Annotated in this window: 23 protein-coding genes, 2 pseudogenes and 1 riboswitch; of the genes and pseudogenes, 13 read left to right on the plus strand and 12 right to left on the minus strand. The window is 58.2% G+C overall.

Going from position 1 to position 25004, the window contains the following annotated elements:
• The first annotated feature begins 85 nt into the window (after positions 1-85).
• From bioB to GOW60_RS18345, 6 genes are read left to right on the plus strand one after another with little or no spacing between them, the layout of a single operon-like run.
• A complete protein-coding gene (gene bioB, locus GOW60_RS18320; protein ID WP_171230402.1) occupies positions 86-1066 on the plus strand; it encodes a biotin synthase BioB in 981 nt (326 codons plus the stop codon).
• Complete coding sequence (locus GOW60_RS18325) at positions 1063-2196, plus strand: 8-amino-7-oxononanoate synthase (protein ID WP_171230403.1); 1134 nt, start codon at positions 1063-1065, stop codon at positions 2194-2196. Before bioB ends, GOW60_RS18325 begins: the two co-directional genes overlap by 4 nt.
• Positions 2193-2813, plus strand: coding sequence for a dethiobiotin synthase (gene bioD, locus GOW60_RS18330; RefSeq protein ID WP_171230404.1), 621 nt, complete (start codon positions 2193-2195; stop codon positions 2811-2813). Before GOW60_RS18325 ends, bioD begins: the two co-directional genes overlap by 4 nt.
• Entirely contained in the window at positions 2810-4096 is a 1287-nt protein-coding gene (bioA, locus tag GOW60_RS18335) for an adenosylmethionine--8-amino-7-oxononanoate transaminase (protein WP_171230405.1), read from the plus strand. The genes bioD and bioA overlap by 4 nt, the downstream gene beginning before the upstream one ends.
• Complete coding sequence (locus GOW60_RS18340) at positions 4093-4713, plus strand: DUF452 family protein (protein ID WP_171230406.1); 621 nt, start codon at positions 4093-4095, stop codon at positions 4711-4713. The genes bioA and GOW60_RS18340 overlap by 4 nt, the downstream gene beginning before the upstream one ends.
• Positions 4710-5465: a methyltransferase gene (locus tag GOW60_RS18345; protein ID WP_171230407.1), complete on the plus strand. Its 756-nt coding sequence runs from the start codon at positions 4710-4712 to the stop codon at positions 5463-5465. The genes GOW60_RS18340 and GOW60_RS18345 overlap by 4 nt, the downstream gene beginning before the upstream one ends.
• Before the next feature lie 4 nt (positions 5466-5469).
• Here GOW60_RS18345 and GOW60_RS18350 read toward each other — a convergent pair whose 3' ends face one another.
• Positions 5470-6243, minus strand: a complete 774-nt coding sequence (locus tag GOW60_RS18350) for a DeoR/GlpR family DNA-binding transcription regulator (protein ID WP_171230408.1) — start codon at positions 6241-6243, stop codon at positions 5470-5472.
• Between the two features lie 217 nt (positions 6244-6460).
• Here GOW60_RS18350 and GOW60_RS18355 point away from each other — a divergent pair, with 217 nt between their 5' ends.
• The 6 genes from GOW60_RS18355 to GOW60_RS18380 all read left to right on the plus strand — a co-directional run bounded on the left by GOW60_RS18355 (position 6461) and on the right by GOW60_RS18380 (position 14872).
• Positions 6461-7405, plus strand: a complete 945-nt coding sequence (locus GOW60_RS18355; RefSeq protein WP_171230409.1) for an ABC transporter substrate-binding protein — start codon at positions 6461-6463, stop codon at positions 7403-7405.
• A 74-nt stretch (positions 7406-7479) separates the two neighbouring features.
• Entirely contained in the window at positions 7480-8502 is a 1023-nt protein-coding gene (locus GOW60_RS18360; protein WP_171230410.1) for a glycine betaine/L-proline ABC transporter ATP-binding protein, read from the plus strand.
• A complete protein-coding gene (locus tag GOW60_RS18365; protein WP_171230411.1) occupies positions 8499-10490 on the plus strand; it encodes a proline/glycine betaine ABC transporter permease in 1992 nt (663 codons plus the stop codon). The genes GOW60_RS18360 and GOW60_RS18365 overlap by 4 nt, the downstream gene beginning before the upstream one ends.
• Before the next feature lies 1 nt (position 10491).
• On the plus strand, positions 10492-11373 hold the full coding sequence (locus tag GOW60_RS18370) for a phosphotransferase (protein WP_217355637.1): 882 nt from the start codon (positions 10492-10494) through the stop codon (positions 11371-11373).
• A gap of 8 nt (positions 11374-11381) precedes the next feature.
• Entirely contained in the window at positions 11382-13826 is a 2445-nt protein-coding gene (locus tag GOW60_RS18375) for an FAD-dependent oxidoreductase (protein ID WP_171230412.1), read from the plus strand.
• Between the two features lie 266 nt (positions 13827-14092).
• A complete protein-coding gene (locus GOW60_RS18380; RefSeq protein ID WP_171230413.1) occupies positions 14093-14872 on the plus strand; it encodes an inositol monophosphatase family protein in 780 nt (259 codons plus the stop codon).
• Positions 14873-14895: 23 nt separating this feature from the next.
• Here the strand turns inward: GOW60_RS18380 and GOW60_RS18385 are convergent, their stop codons facing one another.
• From GOW60_RS18385 to GOW60_RS18420, 11 genes and pseudogenes are all read right to left on the minus strand, one after another.
• Entirely contained in the window at positions 14896-15906 is a 1011-nt protein-coding gene (locus GOW60_RS18385; RefSeq protein ID WP_171230414.1) for an iron ABC transporter permease, read from the minus strand.
• Between the two features lies 1 nt (position 15907).
• A complete protein-coding gene (locus GOW60_RS18390) occupies positions 15908-16858 on the minus strand; it encodes an ABC transporter substrate-binding protein (RefSeq protein WP_254444024.1) in 951 nt (316 codons plus the stop codon).
• Between the two features lie 13 nt (positions 16859-16871).
• Positions 16872-17648, minus strand: a complete 777-nt coding sequence (locus GOW60_RS18395; RefSeq protein WP_171230415.1) for an ABC transporter ATP-binding protein — start codon at positions 17646-17648, stop codon at positions 16872-16874.
• Positions 17645-18001 carry a DUF1636 domain-containing protein gene (locus GOW60_RS18400; RefSeq protein WP_171230416.1) on the minus strand — a complete coding sequence of 119 codons (357 nt, stop codon included), beginning with the start codon at positions 17999-18001 and terminating at the stop codon, positions 17645-17647. Before GOW60_RS18400 ends, GOW60_RS18395 begins: the two co-directional genes overlap by 4 nt.
• A 97-nt stretch (positions 18002-18098) precedes the next feature.
• A riboswitch (cobalamin riboswitch) is annotated at positions 18099-18296 on the minus strand.
• Between the two features lie 100 nt (positions 18297-18396).
• Positions 18397-18522 (minus strand): annotated as a pseudogene (locus GOW60_RS21465) (D-lyxose/D-mannose family sugar isomerase); the annotation flags it as partial.
• A gap of 46 nt (positions 18523-18568) precedes the next feature.
• The gene (locus GOW60_RS21470; RefSeq protein WP_371813386.1) at positions 18569-18775 is read right to left on the minus strand and encodes a D-lyxose/D-mannose family sugar isomerase; all 207 of its coding nucleotides are present in this window, start codon (positions 18773-18775) and stop codon (positions 18569-18571) included.
• A 53-nt stretch (positions 18776-18828) separates the two neighbouring features.
• Positions 18829-18948 carry a D-lyxose/D-mannose family sugar isomerase gene (locus GOW60_RS21475; RefSeq protein WP_371813387.1) on the minus strand — a complete coding sequence of 40 codons (120 nt, stop codon included), beginning with the start codon at positions 18946-18948 and terminating at the stop codon, positions 18829-18831.
• A gap of 118 nt (positions 18949-19066) precedes the next feature.
• Positions 19067-19993, minus strand: coding sequence for a carbohydrate kinase (locus GOW60_RS18410; protein ID WP_171230417.1), 927 nt, complete (start codon positions 19991-19993; stop codon positions 19067-19069).
• A 30-nt stretch (positions 19994-20023) separates the two neighbouring features.
• A complete protein-coding gene (locus GOW60_RS21220) occupies positions 20024-21082 on the minus strand; it encodes an ROK family protein (protein ID WP_254444027.1) in 1059 nt (352 codons plus the stop codon).
• Positions 21056-22360, minus strand: a pseudogene (locus GOW60_RS21225) (GH1 family beta-glucosidase); the annotation flags it as partial. The pseudogene GOW60_RS21225 and the gene GOW60_RS21220, both read right to left, overlap by 27 nt.
• Positions 22357-23394: a LacI family DNA-binding transcriptional regulator gene (locus tag GOW60_RS18420; protein WP_171230419.1), complete on the minus strand. Its 1038-nt coding sequence runs from the start codon at positions 23392-23394 to the stop codon at positions 22357-22359. The gene GOW60_RS18420 and the pseudogene GOW60_RS21225, both read right to left, overlap by 4 nt.
• A 220-nt stretch (positions 23395-23614) precedes the next feature.
• Here GOW60_RS18420 and GOW60_RS18425 point away from each other — a divergent pair, with 220 nt between their 5' ends.
• Entirely contained in the window at positions 23615-24973 is a 1359-nt protein-coding gene (locus tag GOW60_RS18425; RefSeq protein WP_171230420.1) for an ABC transporter substrate-binding protein, read from the plus strand.
• The last annotated feature ends 31 nt before the right edge of the window (positions 24974-25004 follow it).

Genomic DNA, 25004 nt, shown 5'->3' on the forward strand with positions numbered 1-25004 from the left:
CGTTTGCGCCAACACGGTTGCGCCTTCAGATTTTATCGATAATAAATCCACGGCAACGCAAGCTGCAGGAAGTTTTATAGATAAAATGATCATCCCTCATTCCGGCTGGACCCGAAAGTCTGCGCAAGCTGTTCATGACCTCCCGTTGATGGACCTTCTGTTCCGGGCACAGACCGTGCACCGCGAGAATTTTGATCCGAACAAGATCCAGACCTCTAAGCTGCTGTCGATCAAAACCGGCGGGTGCGCCGAGGATTGCGCCTATTGTTCGCAATCGGCCCGCAACGGATCCACCCTGCCTGCATCGAAACTGATCGAGGTTCAGCGTGTACTGGCCGAGGCCAAGAAGGCCAAAGACGGTGGCGCGACCCGGTTCTGCATGGGGGCCGCCTGGCGCGAGCCCAAACCGCGCGATATGCCTGCCCTGATTGCCATGGTGGAAGGCGTCAAGGCGATGGGCATGGAAACCTGCATGACGCTGGGCATGCTGGATGACACCCAGGTGGTTCAACTGCGCGATGCCGGGTTGGACTATTACAACCACAATATCGACACGTCCGAACGCTATTATTCCGAAGTGATCACCACCCGTACTTTCGCGGACCGGATCGACACGATGAACCGGGTGCAGGAAGCCGGGATCAAGGTCTGCTCGGGTGGCATACTTGGTATGGGCGAACATACCGGCGACCGTATCGACATGTTGCTGACTTTGGCCAACATGACCCCGCCGCCGGATTCCGTGCCGATCAACATGCTGATGCCACAGGCGGATACCCCGCTGGCTGATGCGGAACCGGTTGATCCAATCGACTTTGTGCGGATCATCGCAACCGCTCGCATCCTGATGCCCAAAGCCTATGTTCGGTTGTCCGCCGGGCGCAGCGACATGAGCGACGAGATGCAGGCGATGTGCTTCTTCGCCGGAGCAAATTCCATCTTTGTCGGTGAAACTCTTTTGACGGCGGAAAACCCCGAAGAAGACACCGACTCGATCCTGTTTGCAAAACTTGGCCTTCAGGCCGAAACGGCTGAAGAGCATAAGCGCACGGAAGCCGCCGAATGAACGCAGTCGAACGACTGGAATCCATGCTGGGTGCGCTGGAAGCCCGGCACCGCCGCCGGGTCTTGATCCCGGCGCGCGGGCTGGATTTTGCGTCCAATGACTATTTGGGCTTGGCCGGGTCAAGCCTGTTGCAAGAGGCCGCACAGGCGGCGCTGGCGCGCGGCGTACCCGTCGGCTCGGGCGGCTCGCGGCTGCTGCGGGGAAATCACCCAGAGCATGAGGCGCTGGAACACGAAGCGGCTGCGTTCTTTGGGGCCGAGGCCGCATTGTTCATGGGTGGGGGGTTTCAGGCCAATCAGGCAATCTTTTCCACTCTTCCGGCTGCCGGGGATCTGGTTTTGTATGACGAACTGGTTCACGCCAGCGCCCATGAGGGGATGCGCGTCAGCCGAGCGGATCTGCGCGCTTTTCGTCACAACGACGTTGCGGATGCGCGCAACGTTCTGACCGAATGGCGATCCGCTGGTGGGTTGGGCCAGGTGTGGGTTGCCGTTGAAAGCGTCTATTCCATGGAGGGCGATCTGGCTCCGCTGGAAGACTTGTCATGTCTGGCGCGTGAAGCCCAAGCTGTTCTGATCGTGGATGAGGCGCACGCAACCGGCGTTTTCGGGGCAAATGGCAAAGGTTTGGCGCATGATCTGAACGCTGACCTTCTGACCCTGCACACCTGCGGCAAGGGGCTTGGAGTTTCCGGCGGGCTGATCTGTGGCCCGCGGGCGATGATCGATACCCTGATCAACCGCGCACGGCCCTTTATCTTTGCAACGGCGCCGTCCCCTCTGAATGCTGCGCTGGTACGGGCTGTCTTGCGTGAATTGGCCGGGAATGACGATTTGGTCACTGCTGCACGCAAACGTCTGCGCCATGCACATGAGGTGGCCCGTGAAACAGGGTTGCCTGACGCGGCCTTGAACAGCCAGATCATTCCCGTCGTTCTTGGGGATGAGGCCCGCACGATGGCGATGGCACAGGCTTTGCAAAATCAGGGATTTGACATTCGCGGCATTCGCCCGCCTACCGTTCCAAAAGGCACATCCCGTCTGCGCGTCTCGATCACCGGGAATGTCAGTCCCGAGGACATTTCGGCCCTGTTTGCAACCATCTCCAGCCATCAGTCGGAGGCGGCATGAGCGCTCTGGTCATTGTCGGAACCGATACGGGCGTCGGAAAAACAGTTTTTTCGGCTGGCCTGACGGCGGCCCTGAACGCCACTTACTGGAAGCCGGTTCAATCGGGGCTCGAGGATGCGACGGACACGGAAACCGTCTGCACCTTGTCCGGTGTGGACGTGTTGCCCGAGGCGTATCGCCTGAACATGCCTGCCTCACCCCATCTTTCTGCCGAGGATATGGGCATAGAGATCGATCTGTCCCGGCTCGCGCTGCCGCAGGTTGACGGGCCGCTGGTTGTGGAAGGGGCAGGGGGGCTGATGGTGCCTCTGAACCGCAAATCCTACTATCTGGATCTGATTGCCCAATGGCAGGCCCCGGTCGTTCTGGTCGCGCGCACGGCGTTGGGAACGATCAACCATACCACGTTGTCCCTGATGGCGCTCCGAGGCGCTGGGTGCGAAGTGGTCGGCGTTGCCTTTGTCGGAGATCCGGAGCCCGACGTGGAACAAACCATCGTCGAAATGAGCAAGGTGCGACACCTCGGACGCCTGCCTTATCTTGGCGACCTGACGCAGCAAAGCTTGTCAGAAGCTTTCTCGTCCATAGACATGGCGACCATACGGAGGTTTCTGTGACCCCGCTGGAGTTTGACGCCCACCACCTTTGGCATCCCTATACCAACGTGGCCGATCCCGGTGCGATGCACCTGATTGACCGGGCCGAGGGCGTGTATCTTTACCGGGAGGACGGCGCAAAGATGATAGACGCCATGTCGTCATGGTGGTGCGCCATCCACGGTCACAAGCATCCCGAAATTACATCCGCCATGCAGTCCCAGCTGGAAAAGATGCCTCATGTGATGTTCGGGGGGCTGACACACCATCCGGCCATTGATCTGGGGCGCAGGATGGTCGACATGTTGCCCGAGGGGCTGGATCGCATTTTCTATTGCGACAGTGGGTCTGTCTCGGTCGAAGTGTCGATGAAGATGGCGGTGCAGTATCAAATGGCCCATGGCCGCAGCCGCAAATTCGAATTTGCCACAATTCGGGGCGGCTATCACGGTGACACGTGGAAAGCGATGAGCGTCTGTGACCCTGTGACGGGTATGCACGGGCTGTTCCGAGGGGCTTTGTCGATCCAGCACTTCCTGCCGCGCCCCCAGGTTCGGTTGGGGGATGACTGGCCCGAAGACCCGGCGCTGAACGGATTGGAGGCGCTGGAACGACTGTTGGCCGACAAGGGCGATCACCTCGCGGCCCTGATCCTTGAACCCGTGGTTCAAGGCGCCGGAGGCATGTATTTCTATCATCCCCAATGGCTGCGCGCGGCGCGCGCCATGTGCGATGCCCATGACGTGCTGATCATTTTCGACGAGATCGCAACCGGATTTGGCCGAACCGGCAAGCTATTCGCCACCGATCATGCGGGCATCACCCCGGACATAATGTGTCTGGGCAAGGCATTGACCGGGGGGCATATCTCGTTTGCTGCTACCGTAACCAGCAAGCAGGTGGCGTATGGCATTGGCAACAGTGAGGCTGGAGTGTTCATGCACGGCCCGACCTACATGGCCAACCCTCTGGCCTGTGCCGCCGGTTCGGCCAGCCTCGGACTGCTGGCCGAGGGGAACTGGCAACGCCAGGTGGCCGATATCGAAGACCAGATGCGGACCGAACTGGAGCCAGCGCGCAGTTTGCCGGGCGTTGCAGATGTCAGGGTTCTTGGCGCTATTGGCGTTATCGAAATGAAGGAAACGGTTGATCCTTCGGTTGCTCATCGGCTGGCCCCTGAAACCGGAGTGTGGCTGCGCCCCTTTGCGCGCAACATCTATTGTATGCCGCCTTACATTGTTTCTCCTGATGAGCTCGGCCGGATCACCAGCGCGATGGTCGCTTTGGCCGGGGGCCAGCAATGAAACACCGGTGGCTGGCGCAATCGGATGACAGCAAGCTGACACTGGTCTTCGGGGGGTGGGCGCTGGGTGCTGCCCCGTTCCGCGGGCTGACCGGAGGCGAATCTGTTCTGCTGGTGGATGACTATACCCGGCTTGATGATCCCTTGCCCGATTTGGCCGGGTTTGACTGCGTCGAAATGCTTGCGTTTTCCTTCGGTGTCGCATCCGCGGCCCATTGGCTGGCCAGCACAGGGTTTCGCCCTGACCGGCTGGTTGCCGTCAGTGGTACGTTGCATCCTGCCTGCGCAGACCGGGGCATCGCGCCCGATATTGTCCGGGCCACGGCGGATCAGCTGTCATCGGCAAGTTTCGTCAAGTTTTGCCGACGCGCCGGGCTGTCTGCTGACATACCTGAACTGGACATTGAGCAGGCAAGAAAGGAACTTCACGCGGTCATCGAGCGTGGCTCGGCGCCTGATCCCGGCTTTGATCGGGTTTGGATATCAGAGCGGGACCGGATCATTCCTACCAATGCTCAGAGGGCGGCCTGGGCCGCAGCCCCGGATGTGGTCAAGGGCGTTGCCGCTCCGCACGTGCCATTTGAACCGGGCCAAAGCTGGGCGGAGTGGATGTCATGACGGCGCAATTGGCCGACAAGGTTCAGCGAAGCTTCAGCCGAAGCTTCCAGACTTACAACGATACAGCCAGCCAGCAGGCCTGGGTTGCGCGCAAGCTGGTTTCCGAGATGCGTCGGGTTGGCGCGCCGAACCGGTTTGATGTGGCGTTCGAGCTGGGATGCGGCACTGGCCATCTGACCCGGTTGCTGCGGCAGAGCTTTGACCTACCCGATCTTCACCTGAACGATATCGCGCCGCAGGCTCGGGCGACGGCGGATGCGGAAAAAGCGGCCTTCATTGCCGGAGACGTCCGCCTGGTCGAATGGCCCGCAAAGCTGGAATTGGTCGCTTCGGCCTCGATGATCCAATGGATGGAGGATCCGGCCGGTTTGCTGCAACAGGTTGCCGAGGCGCTTGAACCCGGAGGGTGGTTGGCGATTTCCGGGTTTGGCCCATTGCAATATCAAGAGCTTGCACAAATCGGATCGACAGCCCGTGCACCGGGCCTATGCCTGCCTGACACCCTTGCAACCGCCATAGATGGGCCGTTCAAGATTTTGACGGTTGGCCAAAGCGTTCGGCCATCCTATTTTGACACGCCCAGAGATGTGCTGAAACATTTGCGCAGTACAGGGGTAAATGGCCGCGCTCAGGGTGCATGGACCCGGTCCACCTTGGCCCGGTTCGAAGCTGACTATGTGCAGAAGTTCGGAGAAGACGGCAGGGTTCCTCTGACTTACCATCCGGTGTGGGTCATTGCCGAAAAGCGTTAGGCGCTTATTCGGCGACGACAAGGTCGATTTCATTCGCCGACAGCATCTGGCAGATATCCTCGGGCGGGGTCACATCTGTAAAGAACAGATTGATCTTGTCGGCAGGTTCCAATGTGACAGGCGCGCGCTTTCCCAGCTTTTCGCCATCGGCCACGACAATGCGGACCTGTGCGTTTTGGATGGCGACGCGGGCCAGGTTTGCTTCTTGCAGGTCGTGCAGCATAAAGCCCGGGTCCGCATTGACCGCTCCGACCGAAAGAATGGCGAAACGGACGTTCAATCGTTTGATCAGGTCCTGAGCTTCAACGCCAAATGCGCCCCCATCGTGCGACCGCAGTTCGCCACCAGCCATGAACACCCGGTTGTTGTTTCGTGAAGCCAATGCCTGCGCCACAAAAACCGAGTTCGTCACGACAAAGAGATCGCTGTGGTTGCAAAGCGCCTGTGCCACGTAAGCGGTAGTAGAGCCGATATCGAGGAAAACGGAGTCGCCGTCACTGATGACCTCGGCAACCGCCTTCGCCAGCTTCTCTTTCGCGTCAACCTTCTTGTCCAGGCGGCTTTGCAGCGACGGTTCCAGAATGTCTTCGAGAAGATGAACCCCGCCATGGACCTTGCGTACGATGCCGCGTTCTTCCAGATTGCGGACGTTTCGCCGAATGGTTTCCAGGCTGACCTCAAGTTCATTCGCCAGAACGCTTACCCGGCACGACCCGCCCGCGCGAAAAAGGGCGCGCAGGATTTCTTCTTCTCGTTGGTTTGTAGTCGGCAGGTTCATGTTTCGCGCTCTGATGGCATCGTCATAAGGGACGTTAAGCCATACCACAATACCCACATAAAGCAACGTTTTGCAAAAGGGCGGCCGTAGAAATTCGCTTAAAACAGGAAATTATGTGGCTTTACGTGGTTTTTATTGACACAAAACCCCACGATATGGTCGTCTGTACTCAATACCACCGATTCATCGAAAAAAATCACGACAGGGAGAAGGTGTTATGAATTGTAAAATGGGAATTTCCGCGCTGGCCATCATGGCCGCCGGAGCCGCAACAACTGCATGGGCTGTTGAGTCCACGGACCCAATCAAACTGACGCTGCACGACTGGTCGGGGCAGTTGATCAATACCAAGATCATGGGTTCGATCCTGGAAGAAGCCGGGTACAACGTTGAATATGTTCAGGCGGATTACATTGCTCAGTTCGCCGGTCTGAAAACGGGTGACCTGCATCTGGCAATGGAAATCTGGGAAACCACCGGACGCGAAGCGCTGGACGAAGCAACCGGCACCGGCAAGGTCGTCAATGTCGGCGAAACCGGCCTGATGGCGATCGAAGAATGGTGGTATCCCAGCTACATGAAGGAACGGTGCCCGGGATTGCCGAATTGGGATGCGCTGAAAGACTGCGCCGAGGAATTCGCGACAGCGGAAACTGCTCCGAACGGGCGTTATGTCGGCGGCCCGGTGACCTGGGGTGGCTTCGATGACGAGCGTGTCGAAGCGCTTGAACTGGATTTCGAAGTCGTCCATGCGGGTACCGACGCGGCCCTGTTTGCAGAATTGGAATCCGCTTATCAAAGGCAGGATCCAATTGTTCTGTGGGTCTACGTCCCGCACTGGGCACCGGCGAAATACGAAGGCGAGTTCGTCGAATTTCCACCATATACGCCAGAGTGTTACAGCGACCCTTCTGTCGGTGTGAACCCGAACATGGCCTATGATTGCGGCAAGCCGCGTGGCCCGATCTGGAAGGCCGCCTGGTCTGGCCTGCAAGAAAAATGGCCGGGCGCTTATGACATCATCGAAGCCTACAAAATCAACAATGATGAAATGAGCGCCATGGTTGGCAAGGCCGATCTGGACGGCGTGGAAATCGACAGCGTTGTTGCAGAGTGGATGGAGACCAACAAAGACCGCTGGTCTGGCTGGATCTCGAAGTAATCCACTGGCCAGAGCGGGCCTGTCGCTCTCTCGGACCGCTCTGGCCTTTTTCGCGAATGAACCGGACCACCCTGATGCCCCCCAAGACCAAACTGTCGTGCCGAAACGTCTGGAAGCTTTATGGCCCCAACGCAGATCGGTTGCTGCGGACAACCCCTGAACCAACGGCAGAAGAAATTCGCAAGGCAGGCGTGATCGGCGCAGTGCGCAACGCCAACATCGAGATCGCGGAAGGCGAGATCTTCGTCATCATGGGCCTGTCGGGGTCCGGCAAATCCACTTTGGTTCGGTGCTTGTCCCGGTTGATCGAGCCAACCGCCGGAGAAGTTCTGTTCGACGATGCTGACCTCTTGCGCGCCAGCGAGAATGAGCTGATCGAAATCAGGCGTCACAAGATGGGTATGGTGTTCCAGCATTTCGCGTTGCTGCCGCATCTGACCGTTTTGCAGAATGTGATGTTTCCGCTGACGATTCAGGCCACTCCCAAACCCGAAGCCGACGCCAAGGCCCGCGAGGTGGTGGAGCTGGTCGGTTTGAAGGGGCGCGAGGATTATTACCCGCGTGAGCTATCCGGCGGCCAGCAGCAGCGCGTCGGCATTGCCCGTTCCTTGGTGACAGAGCCTGATCTATGGTTTCTGGACGAGCCGTTCTCGGCCCTCGATCCGCTGATCCGGCGCGAGATGCAAGATGAATTCCTGCGGTTGCAGGAGCGGTTGCACAAGACCATCGTTTTCATCACCCATGATTTCGAAGAGGCCGTTCGCCTGGCCGACCGCATCGCCATCATGAAGGACGGAGAGGTGATCCAGATCGCCACGCCGGAAGAGCTGGTGATGCACCCGGCCACCGACTATGTGGCTGAATTCACGAAACATATTCCCCGTTCCAAGGTCTTGACCGTCGGCGGTGTCATGACCCCCGGCGCGGTGGGCGAGGGCAATCCGATCTCTCAAACCACGCGCATCTCGGACGTGGCGGAACGGATTATCGCGGCAGATGCGCCGATCCCCGTCGTGGACGCAGAGGGCCAACCCGTCGGAGCGATTGACCGCAAGGCCGTTGCGCATGTGCTGTTCGGCGGCGGAGACACGGCATGATCCGCCTGACCCGCAGCCAGATGGCCATTCTGCTGCTTGTGCTGGTCACCATCGTACTTGGCTATTTCGGTCGTGATTTGAGCAAGGCGCTGGATGCGCGCTGGTTGACCAAGTTCCCTTCGGCCTGGGTGATCCCGTTCAAAACCTACATTTCCTCGGCGATGACGTGGCTGATCGAGGATGCCGCCATCGGGCCGCTGTCCTTCACCGATGTCACCCGCGCCATCGCGTGGTTGATCGAGCAGCCCTACCATCTGGTATTGGCTCTGCTGGCCGATGGCTTTGTCAGCGGTCAGGGAAATGACGCGCAGGTCATCCTGCCTGCGATCAGCTGGATCGTGGTCATCACCGCCGTTGTCGCCTTGGGTCAATATTGCCGCGACTGGGGATTGGCCGCTCTGGTCGGGGCCTGCTTTGTCTATCTTGCAGTTTTCGGACAATGGGACAGCGCCATGGTGACGCTGGCCTCGGTCCTGATCGCGGTGCCGATTGGCGCGGGCGGAGGGTTGCTGTTGGGCATTCTCGCCTATCGCCATCCGCTTTTTGAAAAGATCATCTCACCAATCCTGGACCTGATGCAGACGATCCCGATCTTTGCCTATCTGGTGCCGATCCTGTTCATGTTTGGCTTTGGTCCGATCTCTGCCTTGGTTGCGACGATCATCTATGCGACCCCGCCGATGGTGCGGATCACAACGCTGGCGCTGAAAGGCGTGGATCCTGAGATTCTGGATTTCGGACGCATGGCGGGCACGACCCGGCGGCAGTTGATGTGGCGCGTGCTTGTGCCCTCGGCCAGCCACAGCCTGATGGTGGGCGTCAATCAGGTGATCATGCTGACCCTGAACATGGTCATCATCGCCTCGATGATCGGGGCTGGGGGGCTGGGCTTTGACGTCCTCGCCGCGCTGCGCCGTCTGGACATTGGGGCAGGGTTCGAAGCCGGCATCGCCATCGTGGTACTGGCCATCGCCGTCGACCGTCTGAGCCAGGCCTTTGCCGAACGGATGGGGCAGGTGCATCATGAGGTCCCCGGTTCGTGGATCGCGCGTCATCGCCGGACGTTTCTGGTCGTGGTCCTGATGCTGCTGACCTGGGTGCTGGGACAGTTCTCGCCTCTGTTGCTGGAATATCCTGAAAGTCAGACCATTACCACCGGCGCGTTCTGGGACAACACGGTCGAATACCTGAACGTCAACTATTTCGACACGTTCGAGGCCATCAAGGTTTTCTTCCTGACCTGGTTCATGATCCCGATCAAAACTGTTCTGCTGGGCATCCCGTGGCCATGGGCCATCGCGATGCTGGCCCTGCTGGGCTGGCACGCAGGCGGTTGGCGGCTAGCGTTGCTGTGTGGCGGAATGGCCTCGCTGATACTTGTCTCGGGCCTGTGGTCAAAGGCGATGGTGACAGTGTATCTGTGCGGCGCATCTGTCATTCTGGCGACGCTGATCGGGGTGCCTTTGGGTGTTCTGGCGGCACTGAACAAACGCGCTGGGACGGCCATCAACCTGCTGATCGACACACTGCAAACCCTGCCCAGCTTTGTTTATCTGATCCCTGTCGTCATGCTGTTCCGGGTCGGCGATTTCACCGCCCTGATTGCCATCGTTCTCTATGCGCTGGCCCCGGCGGTCCGTTATGCCGCCCATGGTGTGCGCTCGGTCAGTGAGGAACTGATCGAGGCGGGTCTGGTTTCGGGCTGCACCCGCAAACAACTGCTGCGCCATATCCGCCTGCCGATGGCGTTGCCTGAAATCCTGCTGGGCGTCAATCAGACGATCATGCTGGCGCTGTCGATGCTGGTGATCACCGCCCTCGTCGGCACCCGCGATCTGGGGCAGGAGGTCTATATCGCCCTGACCAAGGCCGATACCGGCCGCGGTCTGGTGGCCGGCCTGTCGATTGCCTTCATCGCCATCATCGCTGATCGGTTGATCAATGCCAGTGCCCGCCAGGCCCGCATCCGCTTTGGACTGGAGAGTTGATATGAGCCATCCCGACCTGATGACCCGCATCCGCGCTCTGCCGATCTGGCAGGGAGAGATCGAGGCCACTCCGCTGACCGGTGGCATCACCAATGTGAACTACAAGGTCACGGACGGCAGCGGGTCTTATGTGGTTCGTGTGGGCGACGACATCCCCCTGCATCAGGTGATGCGGTTCAATGAGCTGGCCGCCAGCAAAGCAGCCAATGCGGCGGGTCTGTCGCCTGCCGTGCTGCATTCCTCGGGCGATTTGACAGTGCTGGAATTCATCGAAAGCCGCACCTTGACGGAAGAAGATGTCCGCCACCCGAACATGCTGCCCCGAGTTCTGGAATTGGTAAAAGCCTGTCATATCGAAGTGCCGAAACACCTGCGCGGGCCGTCGCTGGTGTTCTGGGTGTTCCACGTCATCCGGGACTATGCCGCAACGCTGACCGAGAATGACAGCGCCCATGCAAAGCTTATCCCTGATCTGATCGACGCAGGCACGCTGCTAGAACATGAAGCAGGGCCGTATGACATCGTGTTCGGCCATAACGACCTGCTCTGCGGCAATTTTCTGGACGACGGCAACCGCCTTTGGCTGATCGATTTCGACTATGCCGGGTTCAATTCTCCGCTGTTCGATCTGGGCGGGCTGGCGTCGAACAATGGCCTGTCGTCTGAACAGGAAGACTGGGTGTTGGAGAGCTATTTTGAAGCCCCGGTCACCGAGGATCTGCGCCACCGCTATGCGGCGATGAAATGTGCCTCGCTGCTGCGGGAAACCATGTGGAGCATGGTGTCCGAAATCACCTCGGATATCGACTTTGATTACGCAGCCTACACAGCCGAAAACCTGGCGCGGTTCCGCGCGGCCCTAACCGATTTCAAAAATACCTGAGGACAGACATGACCGACCTTCCGAATACAGCCAAAGCCGTCATTATCGGTGGCGGGATCATCGGCTGCTCGACCGCCTATCACCTGGCCAAGCTGGGCTGGACGGATACGGTGCTGCTGGAGCGCAAGAAGCTGACCTCGGGCACCACCTTCCACGCCGCGGGGTTGGTGGGACAGTTGCGTTCGAACGCCAATATCACGCAATTGCTGGGTTATTCCGTCGATCTGTACAACAAGATCGAAGAGGAAACAGGGCTTGGCACTGGCTGGAAGATGAACGGCGGCTTGCGTCTGGCCTGCAACGAAGAGCGCTGGACCGAAGTGAAACGCCAGGCCACTACGGCGCATTCCTTTGGTCTGGACATGCAGCTTCTGACCCCATCCGAGGCGCAGGAGCTTTGGCCCTTGATGGATGTCTCTGACGTGATCGGCGCGGCTTACCTGCCGACAGACGGTCAGGCCAATCCGTCAGATATCACGCAGGCATTGGCTAAGGGCGCCCGTATGGCCGGAGCGAAGATATTCGAAGATACCAAAGTCACCGATATCGAAATCGAAGATGGCAAAATTCGTGCGGTAATCACCGAACAAGGTCGGATCGAGTGTGAAAAGGTGATCTGCTGCGCCGGGCAATGGTCCCGCACCTTTGCCAGCCGCTTTGGCGTCAACGTTCCTCTGGTTCCGATGGAGCACCAGTACATGGTGACTGAACCTTTCGACGTGCCCGGCAATCTGCCCACTCTGCGCGATCCCGACCGGCTGACCTACTACAAGGAAGAAGTCGGTGGTCTGGTCATGGGCGGCTATGAGCCGAACCCGATCCCCTGGGCCACCAAGGGGATTCCGCAAGGTTTCCACTATACCCTTCTCGACAGCAACTTCGATCATTTCGAACAGCTTATGGAACTTGCGCTGGGTCGCGTGCCCGCGCTGGAAAACGCCGGCGTCAAGACGCTGACCAACGGGCCGGAAAGCTTCACGCCCGACGGCAATTTCATCATCGGTGAAGCGCCCGAGTTGAAGAATTTCTTCGTCGGTGCGGGCTTCAATGCCTTTGGCATCGCGGCTGGCGGTGGTGCGGGCATGGCGCTGGCAGAATGGGTGCACAAGGGTGAGCCGCCCTTCGATTTGTGGTCTGCCGATATCCGCCGCTTTGGCCGCCCGCATTTCGACACCGACTGGGTTCGCACCCGTACCGTCGAGGCATATGGCAAACACTACACGATGGGTTGGCCGCATGAGGAACACGACTCGGGCCGCCCCTGCCGAAAATCGCCGCTTTATGACACGCTGAAAAAGCAGGGCGCGTGTTTTGGCGAGAAACTGGGCTGGGAACGCCCCAACTGGTACGCGGACGCGTCAAAGGGCGAGGTGCCCAAGGATGAATACAGCTTTGGCCGCCAGAACTGGTTCGATGCCGTCGGGCGCGAACATAAAGCGGCACGCGAAGCGGCTGTGTTGTTCGATCAGACCTCTTTCGCCAAATTCGCCCTCAAGGGCCCGGATGCTTTGGCAGCGTTGAACTGGATCTGCGCCAATGATGTGGACAAGCCGGTTGGCGCGCTTGTCTATACCCAAATGCTGAACGACAAGGGCGGGATCGAGTGTGACCTGACCGTTGGGCGCGTGGCCCATGATGAGTTCTATATCGTCACCGGCACCGGCTATGCCACCCATGACTTCGACTGGATCAACCGCAGCATTCCCGAGGGCATGAATTGCCAGCTTTTCGATATCACCTCATCGAATGCGGTTCTGTCATTGATGGGGCCAAAATCGCGTGAGATTCTGGCGGCGGTGACACGCGATGACGTCTCGAACAGCGGGTTCAAGTTTGGCACGATCCGCACCATCGGCATCGCCGGGTGCCCGGTCAAGGCGCTGCGCGTGACTTATGTGGGTGAGCTGGGCTGGGAACTGCACCTGCCGGTGGAATATGCACAGACCGTGTATGACGCCTTGATGGAGGCAGGGCACCCGCATGGATTGATCAATGCAGGCTACAGGGCGATTGAATCGCTGCGTCTTGAAAAAGGCTATCGCGCCTGGGGCTCGGATATCGGGCCGGATCATACGCCGTTCGAAAGCGGCTTGGGCTGGGCCGTGAAACTCCGGAAAAATATCGATTTCAAAGGGCGCGCCGCATCTGAGGCGCAAAAAACCGGCGGCGTAAAGAAGATGCTGGCATGTTTTATGGTTGACCCCGAGGTTGTTCTTTTGGGGCGTGAAACGATCTATCGGAATGGCGAAAGGGTCGGATGGCTGACTTCGGGCGGCTATGGTTACACCGTCGGAAAGTCGATCGGCTACGGTTACATCCGAAACGCCAACGGTGTCGACGCACAATACGTCACATCAGGGACATATGAATTGGATGTCGCCACTCAGAGGGTTCCTTGCGAAGTGACGCTGCAACCGCTTTACGACCCGCAGATGAGCCGGGTGAAGACCTGACCCGAGGGTACAAGAGCAGATCCACCGACACACGCACGGCGATCGGAACACATGGGGAAAGCATGCAAACAGGGCAAATCCGCCCCGAGTGTCCGAATGTTCGTCGAATCGGACGGATTTCGATCCATAAGCCATTGTTAAAGTTTCAGTATTGTCACACCCCATGCCCATCTGAAAACTGAACTGCGCGACTTCTCATTCAGCTTTCAGGGCAATCAACCGTTCATCCGTCGGAGATTGGATGACTTCAGCCGAAAGGACCGGAAATGGTAACCCCAGATGCGTTGACTGAGCATGCGATGAAGATTGCTGATATTGCCTCGGAGTCCGCGATGCGGTTTTTTCGGGGGTCTTTGGGCATTGAATTCAAACAGGATGAAAGCCCGGTGACGCAGGCCGACAAGGCAGTTGAGGCAGAAGTACGAACCTACCTGAAACAGCATTTTCCCGGACACGGCATCTTTGGCGAAGAGCACGGGCAGGAAGCAGGCGACGGGCGTCATATGTGGGTGATTGACCCCATTGACGGAACCCGTTCGTTTCTGTCTGGCCATCCTTTGTTCGGGTTCCTTTTGGCGCACCTTGTGGATGGGCGCCCTCGGTTGGGCCTGGTCGGAATGCCGGCCTTGCATGAGACCTATTTGGGTGTGGTTGGTAACGGGGCCAGCCTGAACGGGCGGCCGATAGAGGTGTCGCACGCCACGCGTCTGGATCAATCGGTTTTGTACGTGAATGAAGGCGACAAAATTTATCGCGATCATCCTGACCTGTTCAGACGGCTGATGAATGCAGGGCAGACGCGCCGATTTGCCTATGATTGTTATCCCCATGCCTTGCTTGCTTCGGGCCATGTCGATGCTGTGGTGGATTACGATCTGCAACCTTATGACTATCTGGCGCTCTCACCTCTGATCACGGCCGCTGGTGGAGTGATGACCGATTGGCACGGGCATGCGTTAACCCTCGATTCAGATGGCGCGGTCGTTTCCGCTGTAACCCCTGAACTGCATGCTGAACTGCTTGACCTCATCAATGTCGAAAAATGACAGTGTTGCGCAACCTTGGAAAACTATCTCCCGCGATCAGATTTGAACAAATATAAAAAGACAAAAAGTGATCCTATCGACGTCGTGACGATTCCGACGGGCAACTCCTGTGGGGCCAAAAGAAGGCGTGACAAGATATCGGACAGTGTCAGCAGAATCGCGCCCACGATCGCCGAGACGATCAGCAGGTTTCGGTGCAGAGTCCCGGCGGTGCCGCGTGCAATATGAGGCACCATCAGGCCGACAAAGCCGATGACACCGGCAACGGAAACGAAACTGGCCGTCGCCAACGCGGCAACGAAAAACATGCTGAACCGCAGACCTTGAACGGGAATACCCAGTGAAGAAGCTGTGAAATCCCCGGTCAGCAGCGCGTCAAGCCACCGGCTGCGGTAAAGTGAATAGCTAAGGATCAGGCCCAGTCCGATCAGGACAAGCGGGAACGTTTCCCATCTTGCCAGTCCCAGACCGCCAAGCATCCAGAATATCACCGAATGAGCCGCGCGATTATCGCCAGAGAAAATCAGGTAGTTGGTGATTGCGGAAAACAGAAAGGACACCGCCAGGCCAGCCAGGATCAGTTTTTCGGGTGCGCTCGTACGCAAGCCCTGAACCAGCGCCAGAACAATGCCGGAGGCGATCAGACCACCGCAAAATGCCGCCAGCGGCAACGTCCAGATTCCCAGGACATCACCCGTGACGGTGATCACCAGAACGGCGCCGGCAGCAGCACCCGAGGACAGACCGAACAGAAACGGATCTGCCAGGTCGTTTCGCGTCGTTGTTTGCAAAACTACACCAACGACGCCCAGTCCCGCACCAATCACGGCGGCAAACAGGGCGCGGGGCAGGCGAAGGTCGAAGACGATCCGGTGCAAGGGCGACATGTCTCCTTCCACCAGACCGGTTCCGAGGCCGATGGCCGAAAAAACTTCGCGCACGGGGATTGGGGTGGTCCCGTAGACGATCGACAACAGCAAAAGGGCGGTCAGAACAACCGCCCCCAGCACTATCAAACGGCCCAATTGGACCATATCAGTTGGTCTCCGGGTGCATCGCCTTCGCCATCTTCTCGATCGCCTCGATATTTGCCGGGCCGGGCGTCAGTTCCTCGTAACGCAGGCCGATCCAGCGCTCGTTCTTTACCGCGTCCGTTTGTGACATCACCGGGTGATCCTTGAGGAACTGAAAGGTGTCCTCTGCGCCGTTGCCGGACTGATAGTCGAGCAGCACCAGGAATTCCGGGTTGGCCGCTGCCACGGCCTCCCACGACGTGCGGCCCCAGCTGGTATCCAGATCATGCGTGACGTTCTCGCCACCTGCGGCAGCGATCATGGCATCGGGAATGGCGAACTTGCCGGCGGTGAACGGAGCATCGGCCGGTCCGTCCAACAGGAATACGCGGGGCTTTGCCAGATCGGCTGTTTTTGCTTGAATGGCGGACAATTTGTCTTTCCAGCTGGCAACCAGCGCCTCGGCCTTGTCTTCGACATGCATGACCTTGCCCAGACGCAGAACGTCATCGAACAACAGGTTCATGCTGGCCTCGGGGCGATCCTTGTCCAGATGCACGCAGCTCTCGGTCAGGATCATGGTCTTGATACCAAAGGGTTCCAGCGTGTCGGGCGTGACGTCACCGCCGGGTTTCATGCCATAGTACCAACCGGCAAAAAACAGATCGGGTTCGACGGCCACAAGGTTTTCAATCGTCGGGTATTTGGGGGCAAGCTCTGGGATGTCGCCGCGCTGAGCATCAAAATCAGGGCTGGTTTCATACCAGCCCGTAATTCCGGTAAGACCCACGATCTTGTCCTGAAGGCCGAGCGCAAAGGCCATATCCGCCATGTTCATGTCATGCACGACCAGACGTTCCGGCGCCGAGTCAAAAACCAGCGGTTCACCGCAATTATCCACGGTGACGGCTTCCGCTGCCGCGCCACCTGCCAAGCCAGCGAAAACAACCACCGGCCAGAGTTTCTGCATCATACTTAAGCTCCTGTTATTGTGACAATTTCCGTTTTCGGATATCTAGTGCGGGGATCATGCGGCCTTCGTGCTGAAAGCACAGGTAATCCACGCCGAATGTCTCGCGTACCCGGTCTGGGGTCAGAACTTCGCCAACAGGCCCGAACCCCGTCAGACGCGTGGCCTTCATCAACGCCACATGGGTGGCGAATTCCGGGATCATGACCAGATCATGGACGATCATGACGACCGTTACCCCCAGATCAGCGACCAGAGACAGCATGTGCCCCTTGGCATCGGGGTCCAGATGGTTGGTTGGCTCGTCCAGAAACAGCAAGGACGGGTTCTGGGCCAACGCGCGCGCGATATGTGCGCGCTGACGTTCTCCGCCGGACAGTTGACCCATCGTTTTGTTGGCAAAATGCGACAGCTCGGTCGTCTTCAGAACCCGTTCCAGATCAGCCTTGTGCTGAGCCATCGAACGTTCGCCCTGAATCGGGATTTGCCCCAGCCCAACATAGTCTTGCAGGCGCATCCGCCCGTCAGGCATTTCTTGCTGCCCGACCACAGCAATGGAGCGGGCACGTTGGCGGGCGGACAGGGTCCGAAGGCTTTGGCCTTCTATCCAAACATCACCCAAGACAACCCGTTCGATCCCGCACAGCAGTTTCAGCAGAGTGGTCTTGCCGGCGCCGTTCGGCCCGGCGATTGCCAGAATTGATCCTTCTTCCAGACGAAAGGACACATCCTGCAACAGGACATCGCCATTGAGCGCATAGTACTCCAAATTCTCGGCAACCAGAAAGCTCATGAAGCGCCACCGGACGGCAATGCGGGTATTCGCGACAAGGTCTTAGCGAAAAGGGCAGGGGGGCGGTCCGAGGCGCTGGTCCAGCCATCGTCACTGTCGCCGAACTGGGTCGCGAATTCGACCAGGGCGGACAGGTCGTGTGATGTCGTGATATCGCCAAACAGGTACTGCGCTTTGCCCGGGGCCTGAAATCCGACGGTCATGGCCCGTTCACAACCTGCCATGCAGGCCACCATTCGGGTTTCAAAACCGTCAGGCAACCGGGCATCCAGCACGTCTTGCGCAGCCTCGGCAGACATCGCCCCCTGACATGTTGAACAGATCAGAACGTAGTGATCAGAATAGCAGGTCATAGCCATCTCCGTCGTTTGCCAGACGCAGACAGAGGGCACATACCCAGATATTACGCAAACGCGCCATCAAGCCTCCTTCCGAGACGCCCCGCCTCGGGTTGGTTTATAGTGCGATGGCAGGTCTCCTGACTTGCGGGTCGTTGCTCGGCCGACCTTCCCAACCCATGCGAGTCAGTGGTGAAGTGGCGTCGCTCACCGCTTACAGTTGCGGGGGCAGTCACGGACTTGGCACATTCCAGCGCCGCACCGTGTTCCCATTTTCATCCCTTACGGAACCATCCCGCTCAGCTAGTCCGGCAATGCCAGACTTGTCAAGCGGCAGACAAAGGCGTTGGTAGATGGAATTGCGACAGCCGCGCCAGCTGTCCTGCCGCGCCAGCTCGGACCGAACGGTGTCAATAGTCTGATACAAGAAGAAAATCCGGCTCGAAATCTTTCTCGACCTTTGAAAACCGCGGGATTGGCTCTTCAAACCCATTGTCGGTACGGTCGTTATTCACGGTCGATCCCTCGCCAATAAGGCAATCGCCGCAAAGCGTGCCAGATGTCGGGCATCAGAGTTACGCTTTATCCGGGCTTCAGCCGCACGTACTCTTGGGGTTGCAAGGTTTCAGGGCAGGCATCGCTGGGGACCGTCACCGGGTTGTCGCGGTCGACGCCACCGTTTGGATCCGACGCATGAATTTCCAGAACGAGATCGCCGCCGCCCCGGTTGATGATGCCTTCTGCCTTGATAATATGCCGGTGCATCGGAGAAAGCTGATTGTCTTTCAAGATCAACAGTTTTCTGCACAGAGCATCCCACGCCCGGATTCCAGATCCTTCGTCTAACCATTGTGTAGAGTGAACGGGAATAGGCAATGTTCGTCGAAACGGCCTTGTGCGTAATTGGTAATGTTCCATCCCAGCCTGCGGCTGAGGACAGTTTCGACCAAAGAGATGCGCATTTTCTCGGACGATCAATCCGCAAAGAGCGGCTATGCGGCGCCGAAAGATTGAATGAACGTCTGGGCCTAGGGCTTGAGACGGTTGATTTAGGATCCTTGCAGTATGCCTTAACGCAGATCAAAGTTCGTGCGCCCAAGGGGGTTCTGCCCCGGCTCGGGAAACGGTCACGGCCGCCACGTCAGCGCCCAGTTCCATGGCTGCTTGCAGGCTTTCAACCGTCAATCCGCGCAGACCTGACTTGGTAAGATGCCCTGCGCGGCTGAGCTCGGTCAGAACGCCGGCATTAAACGTGTCACCTGCGCCGATCGTATCGACCACTTCAACGGGTTTCACAGGAACCGAGACTTCGGAACCATCCGCCAGGTAACCGTGCGCCCCGTCACTGCCACGCGTGACGATGACAACGGAAGGACCCGCCTGCAACAGCACAGACGCTTTTGCGGATTCGGCTTCAGCGCCCGGAATGATCCAGTCCAGGTCCTCGTCTGAAACCTTGACGATATCCGCACGCGAGATCATGCGGTTCAAACGCGTCCGAAATCGGGTTTGATCCTTGATGAAATCCGGGCGGATATTCGGGTCCAGCATCACTGCCCGGTCGGAACCGTGGCGGTCCAGAAGGGCGGCATAGGCATCTGCGCAAGGTTCACACGCAAGGCTGATTCCACCGAGATACAGGGCAGAGACAGCAGGAAGCTGATCGGGCATGTCTTCGGGCAGCAACATCCGGCCCGCAGTGTTTTCATCAACAAAGCTGTAAGTCGCGTGTCCATCCGAGAGCTGCACAAAGGCAAGCGTGGTAGGACGCTCCGAGATGATCACATGTGTCGTGTCCACATGGCTCGCTTTCAGCGCATCAATCAATTGCTGGCCGAACATGTCCGATGACAAACCTGTCAGCATCCCTACCGGAACACCCAGACGTCCCATCGCGACGGCTGTGTTCAGAACTGCACCACCAGTATGTGGCACAAAACCAATTGCGCCCGATGCGGTCGGTTCTGAAATCATATCTATCAGCGCTTCACCACAGCACAGGATCATGTCTTGGTCCTTTTAGGTAAGAAACTTCGGTTAGTCTGGTTGCTGTCTCAACGCATTCTTGCAGAAGTTGTTTGCGCCGATGATCCCGAACTCTGCCTGTTCTGACACGTATAGGTTCAGGGAGCGGCGCAAATCGCTGAAGCGGCCGCCGCCGTTGAACGCATCCTTGAAGCTGTCACTGAATAGCCAGCGGTTTTTCTCGGCAACGCCGCCGACGAGGAAAACGCCCCCTTCCGGCATCAAAGTGACCGCCAGATCACCCATCAAAGCACCCAGATGGGTGGTAAAGATCTGCGCCGCTTTTTCGGCGACCAGATCGGTGCCGTTGCGGGCATCCTTCAGAATGTCCTTTGCAGAGCGCGCCTGAGTTCGCGCTTGACCGGAGGCCAATTCAACCGCCTGATACAGGATCGGCAGGCCGGTTCCGCTTAGGAACATTTCCGCTTCCAGCGCCAGGCTGTCCCCAAAGAAACAGCCCGGTGCGATGCGACGTGCCGCCTCAAAGATATCAACTTCGTCGCGATGTCGCGGGTACAGGCCCACGTGCCCGCCTTCGCCGGAAACCGTGTGATACCTGCCTTCGGAATACAGCAACGCACCAACGCCAAGCCCGGTTCCGGGCCCTACAACCAGCCGTGTGCCTGCGGGCGGCGTTGCCTGACCCTGCAAGACCGCCACATCCGACCGGGTCACCTCGGCCACTGACCACGCCGCAGCGGTGAAATCATTTATGACAAAAGTGCGCTCTGCTCCTGTTGCTTTCGCCAGCTCGGTTTCCGAAAGATCCAGGTTCGCGTTGGTCAACTGAATCGTTCCGTCCCTGACCGGCCCGGCTCCGGCTGCTACGACGGCTTGCGGGTTGGTTCCGATCTCGTCCCTGAGGTCATGGAACGCCTCCAGCAGATCTTCCAATGTCCCTGTCGGGTGTTTCCGAAGATCTGCCAATTCTCCGTTCGTGACAACGCCCAGACGTGTGTTCGTACCGCCAATATCCGCGACCAGGTTCCAATGCTCATGCACGGCACCGAATGGTTGCGCTAACGGCTGAGAGACGCTCTGACCTCCGGACAGGGCGGATTTCAGCGCCATGAAAGACGCTTTGGGCGTTCTCGCAAGTGTTTCGAAATCCACGTCCACCAGTCCAAACCTCTTCTCGTACCCGAAGGCCCATTCATAATTGTCCAGCAGCGACCAGACAAAATAGCCATTCACCGGAACACCTTGTGCCAAAGCGTCCAGCACGGCCGCAAGGTGCTTGTCGAGATAATCGATACGATCATCGTCCTGCACGCGCTCCTCACTCGCCATACCGTTTTCGGTGATATAGATTGGCAACGCGCCCGTATAGTCTTTCCTTGTTCTGACAAGAAAGCGGGTAAGGGCAGAGGGATCGATTTCCCATCCCATCTGCGTTTTGGGTAACGGTCCGGGAACCTCTTGCAGGCTGGGCCAGGCAGTGTCCGCCGGGGCAATCAATTTTCGGGTATAGTAGTTCAACCCGCACCAATCGACCTGTGTGCCGATGGTTTCAAAGTCGTTCTGCCAGCCCTTGGGCAAGTGCGGCTCCAACCCCTCCAGGGCTGTTTGGGGATATTCCTTGTTGAAAACGCCGCCAAGGAAGAACCGGTTGTAGATCGCATCGTAGCGATCTGCCGCAAACCGCGATTCCGCGCTGTCATCCGCGGGCTCGGACCATTCGAGGTTGAACACGGCACCCAGATTGCTCATCCCAAGACTGCGCATGGTCTGAATGGCCCGCCCGTGGGCCAACAAAACGTGATGCATCGCCCGGGCCGCGGCGCGGATATCGCGCAGACCGGGCGCATGGTGGCCTTCAAAATGGCTCAGCCAACTGACACACCAGGGTTCGTTGATCGGAGCGGCACTGAACATCCGGTCGCCGATCCGACCCATGATGACCTGCGTATAATCCGCGAACCAATCCGCGATATCGCGATTGCACCATCCGCCCTGATCCGCAAGCGCTGACGGTAGTTCCCAATGATAAAGCGTCACGCAGGGGCGGATACCGCGTTCCAGCAGGGCGTCCGCCAATCGGTCATAATAGTCCAGCCCGGCCCGATTGACCTGACCACGCCCGTCCGGCAGTACGCGTGCCCAGCTGGTCGAAAAACGATAACAGTCAAACCCGGCCTCGCGCACCAGATCGAAATCCTGCGCGAACCGGTTCAGGTGATCGCAGGCGACGTCTCCGTTTTCCCCGCGTACGACGTTGCCTGGCGACGCCGCAAAGGTATCCCAATGAGTTCGCCCCGCCCCGCCCTGTGCGTGGCCTTCAATCTGGTACGCAGAAGTGGCAACACCAAAGAGAAAATCTTTGGGAAAATCAGCGCGTGCGTGTTTCATGGTTGCACCCTGTTGGTCGCAGGGCCGGTTGACCTGCCAACGACCAGTTCGGCCTCCAGCAGCCTGGTTTTGACGGGATCATTCGGGGATTTGATGCGCTGGATCAACATGTCAGCCGCCATTTCACCCGCCTGACGGACGGATGAGCGTGTTGCCGTGAAAATCGGAACATCCTGCCCGTTCTTCAAATAGGACAGGTCGTCGTCATGGGCGATCACTGACACATCCGTACCCATCTCAAACCCGTTTTCGGACAGCGCACGCCGTACGCCGATGGCAGAGATCATCGATGAACACAAAATAGCGGTCGGAGGGGACTCCAGGCGCAACATGTTCTGCGTTTCGTGATGGCCGTAAACCTCTGTCATTTCAGCGCTGCGCATCAGATTTGCATCGGGCGCAAGCCCGGCCTGACCAAGCGCCTCAAGATATCCGTCGCGGCGGCGTTGGGCAAAATCCATATCTTCCAGACCGTTGATCAGAGCGATACGGCGATGGCCAAGGTCAATCAGAAAGCGTGTGGCGCGCATGAACGAACTTTTGTTGTTGACGTCGATCCAGTCATACTGAGCGTCGACGCCGGTCGAGCGTCCGTGCACGATGAATGGGACGCCCATGCGGGTCAGGACTTCGATCCGTGGTTCGTTCACTTTGGGGCCTTGCAGCACGACTCCGTCCACCGCGCCGCGCTGAAAAAGACTCCGATACGCTTCTTCAATCGAAGTGTCGTCGGCATTGGTGAACATCATGTCATAGCCATGTTCAGCGTATTTCTTTGCGGCACCGGCGACGAAATCCCCGAAGATCGGGTTGACCATTTCATGCCGGGACGAGCTGGGAATGACGTGGCCGATCACCATCGATCGTCCGGTCGCAAGCCCTTTGGCGCGACTGTTCGGCCGGTACCCGTGTTTGCGCGCCGCGGCTTGAACGCGCGCACGTGTGTCCTCGCTCACTTCGGGGTACCCGTTCAGCGCCCGGCTGACCGTAGTTTGCGAAAGGCCCAGAACTTCCGAGAGCTGCTTCAGGTTCATATTACGATTCAAAGCGCCTTCAATTGAGTGGCTCTTTTTTGTTTTGTGAGCAAATACCGCATCCGTCAACTTGTTTTGCGTTGAAAGCAGATAATATAATTTATTTTGGCGCTGGGAAGCAAAATATTGACAGGGCGCCAGTGTTAGCGGATAACACACATCATCCAAAGCGCTTTGAAAGCGAGTCTTTGAATACATTAAAGCTTGGGAGGAGGATTTGATGAAACACGGGCTTTACGCAGGTGCGGCGGCACTCGCCCTGATGGCCGGATCAGTTCAGGCAGAGGGTGAGATGATCCATGCCGTCGGCGAGGGCAGTTTTGACTGGGATGGGTTTCAGGCCTTTGCCGAAGCGAATGATCTGTCCGGCGAAAGCCTGACCATTTTCGGCCCCTGGCTGGCTGGCGAGGGCAAGTCCTTCGAAAACCTCGTGGCCTATTTCGATGAGGCAACAGGCGCGAATTCCAGCTATGTGGGTTCGGATTCTCTGGAACAGCAGATCCTGATTGATGCGGCCGCGGGCTCGGCGCCGAATCTGACTGTTTTCCCGCAGCCTGGTCTGGCGGCAAACCTCGCAAAACAGGGCTATCTGACACCATTGGCTGAAGGCACTGCGGACTGGATCAAGGAAAACTTCGCCGCCGGTCAATCCTGGGTCGATCTGGGTACGTTTGAGAACGCGGAAGGGTCTGACGATTTTTACGGGTTCTTCTTCAATGTGAACGTCAAATCGCTGGTTTGGTACGTGCCCGAAAACTTCGAAGACTTTGGGTATGAAGTGCCCGAAACCATGGAAGAGTTCAAGGCTCTGATGGATCAGATGGTCGAGGACGGCGAGACGCCCTTGTGTGTCGGTCTGGCCTCGGGCGGCGCAACGGGTTGGCCCGCAACGGACTGGGTCGAGGATCTTATGCTGCGTACGCAACCACCTGAAGTCTATGACCAATGGGTGTCGAACGAAATGAAGTTCGATGATCCCCGCGTCATAGCCGCGATTGAGGAATATGGCAGCTTTACCCGCAATGACGACTATGTGGTGGGTGACGCGGACGACACGGCGGCAATCGATTTCCGTGACAGCCCCAAAGGTCTGTTCGATAGCCCGCCCGCTTGCATGATGCATCGTCAGGCTTCGTTTATTCCCGCCTATTTTCCGGAAGGCACCGAATTGGGGGTGGATGCTGATTTCTTCTACTTCCCGGCTTACGCAGAAAAAGACCTTGGGACACCGGTGCTTGGGGCAGGGACCCTGTTCACAATCACCAACGCAAACCCCGCAGCCGAAGCCTTTCTGGAGTTCCTCAAGACACCTTTCGCCCATGAGATCATGATGTCGCAGGATGGTTTCCTGACGCCTCATCTGGGTGCAGATCCCGCGAACTATTCGAATGATTCACAGCGCGGACAGGGCGAAATTCTGACCAACGCAACGACCTTCCGCTTTGACGGGTCCGACCTGATGCCCGGTGCGGTCGGGGCAGGTACGTTCTGGACCGGGATGGTCGATTACTCGTCGGGTGCAAAAGATGCAGCCTCCGTGGCACGTGAAATCCAGGCGTCCTGGGACGCAATCAAGTGACCAACTCATGGGGCGGCCCTGAGGCCGCCCC

Origin of the sequence: Ruegeria sp. HKCCA4008, assembly GCF_013033125.1 — a bacterium.
Taxonomy (GTDB): Bacteria; Pseudomonadota; Alphaproteobacteria; order Rhodobacterales; family Rhodobacteraceae; genus Ruegeria.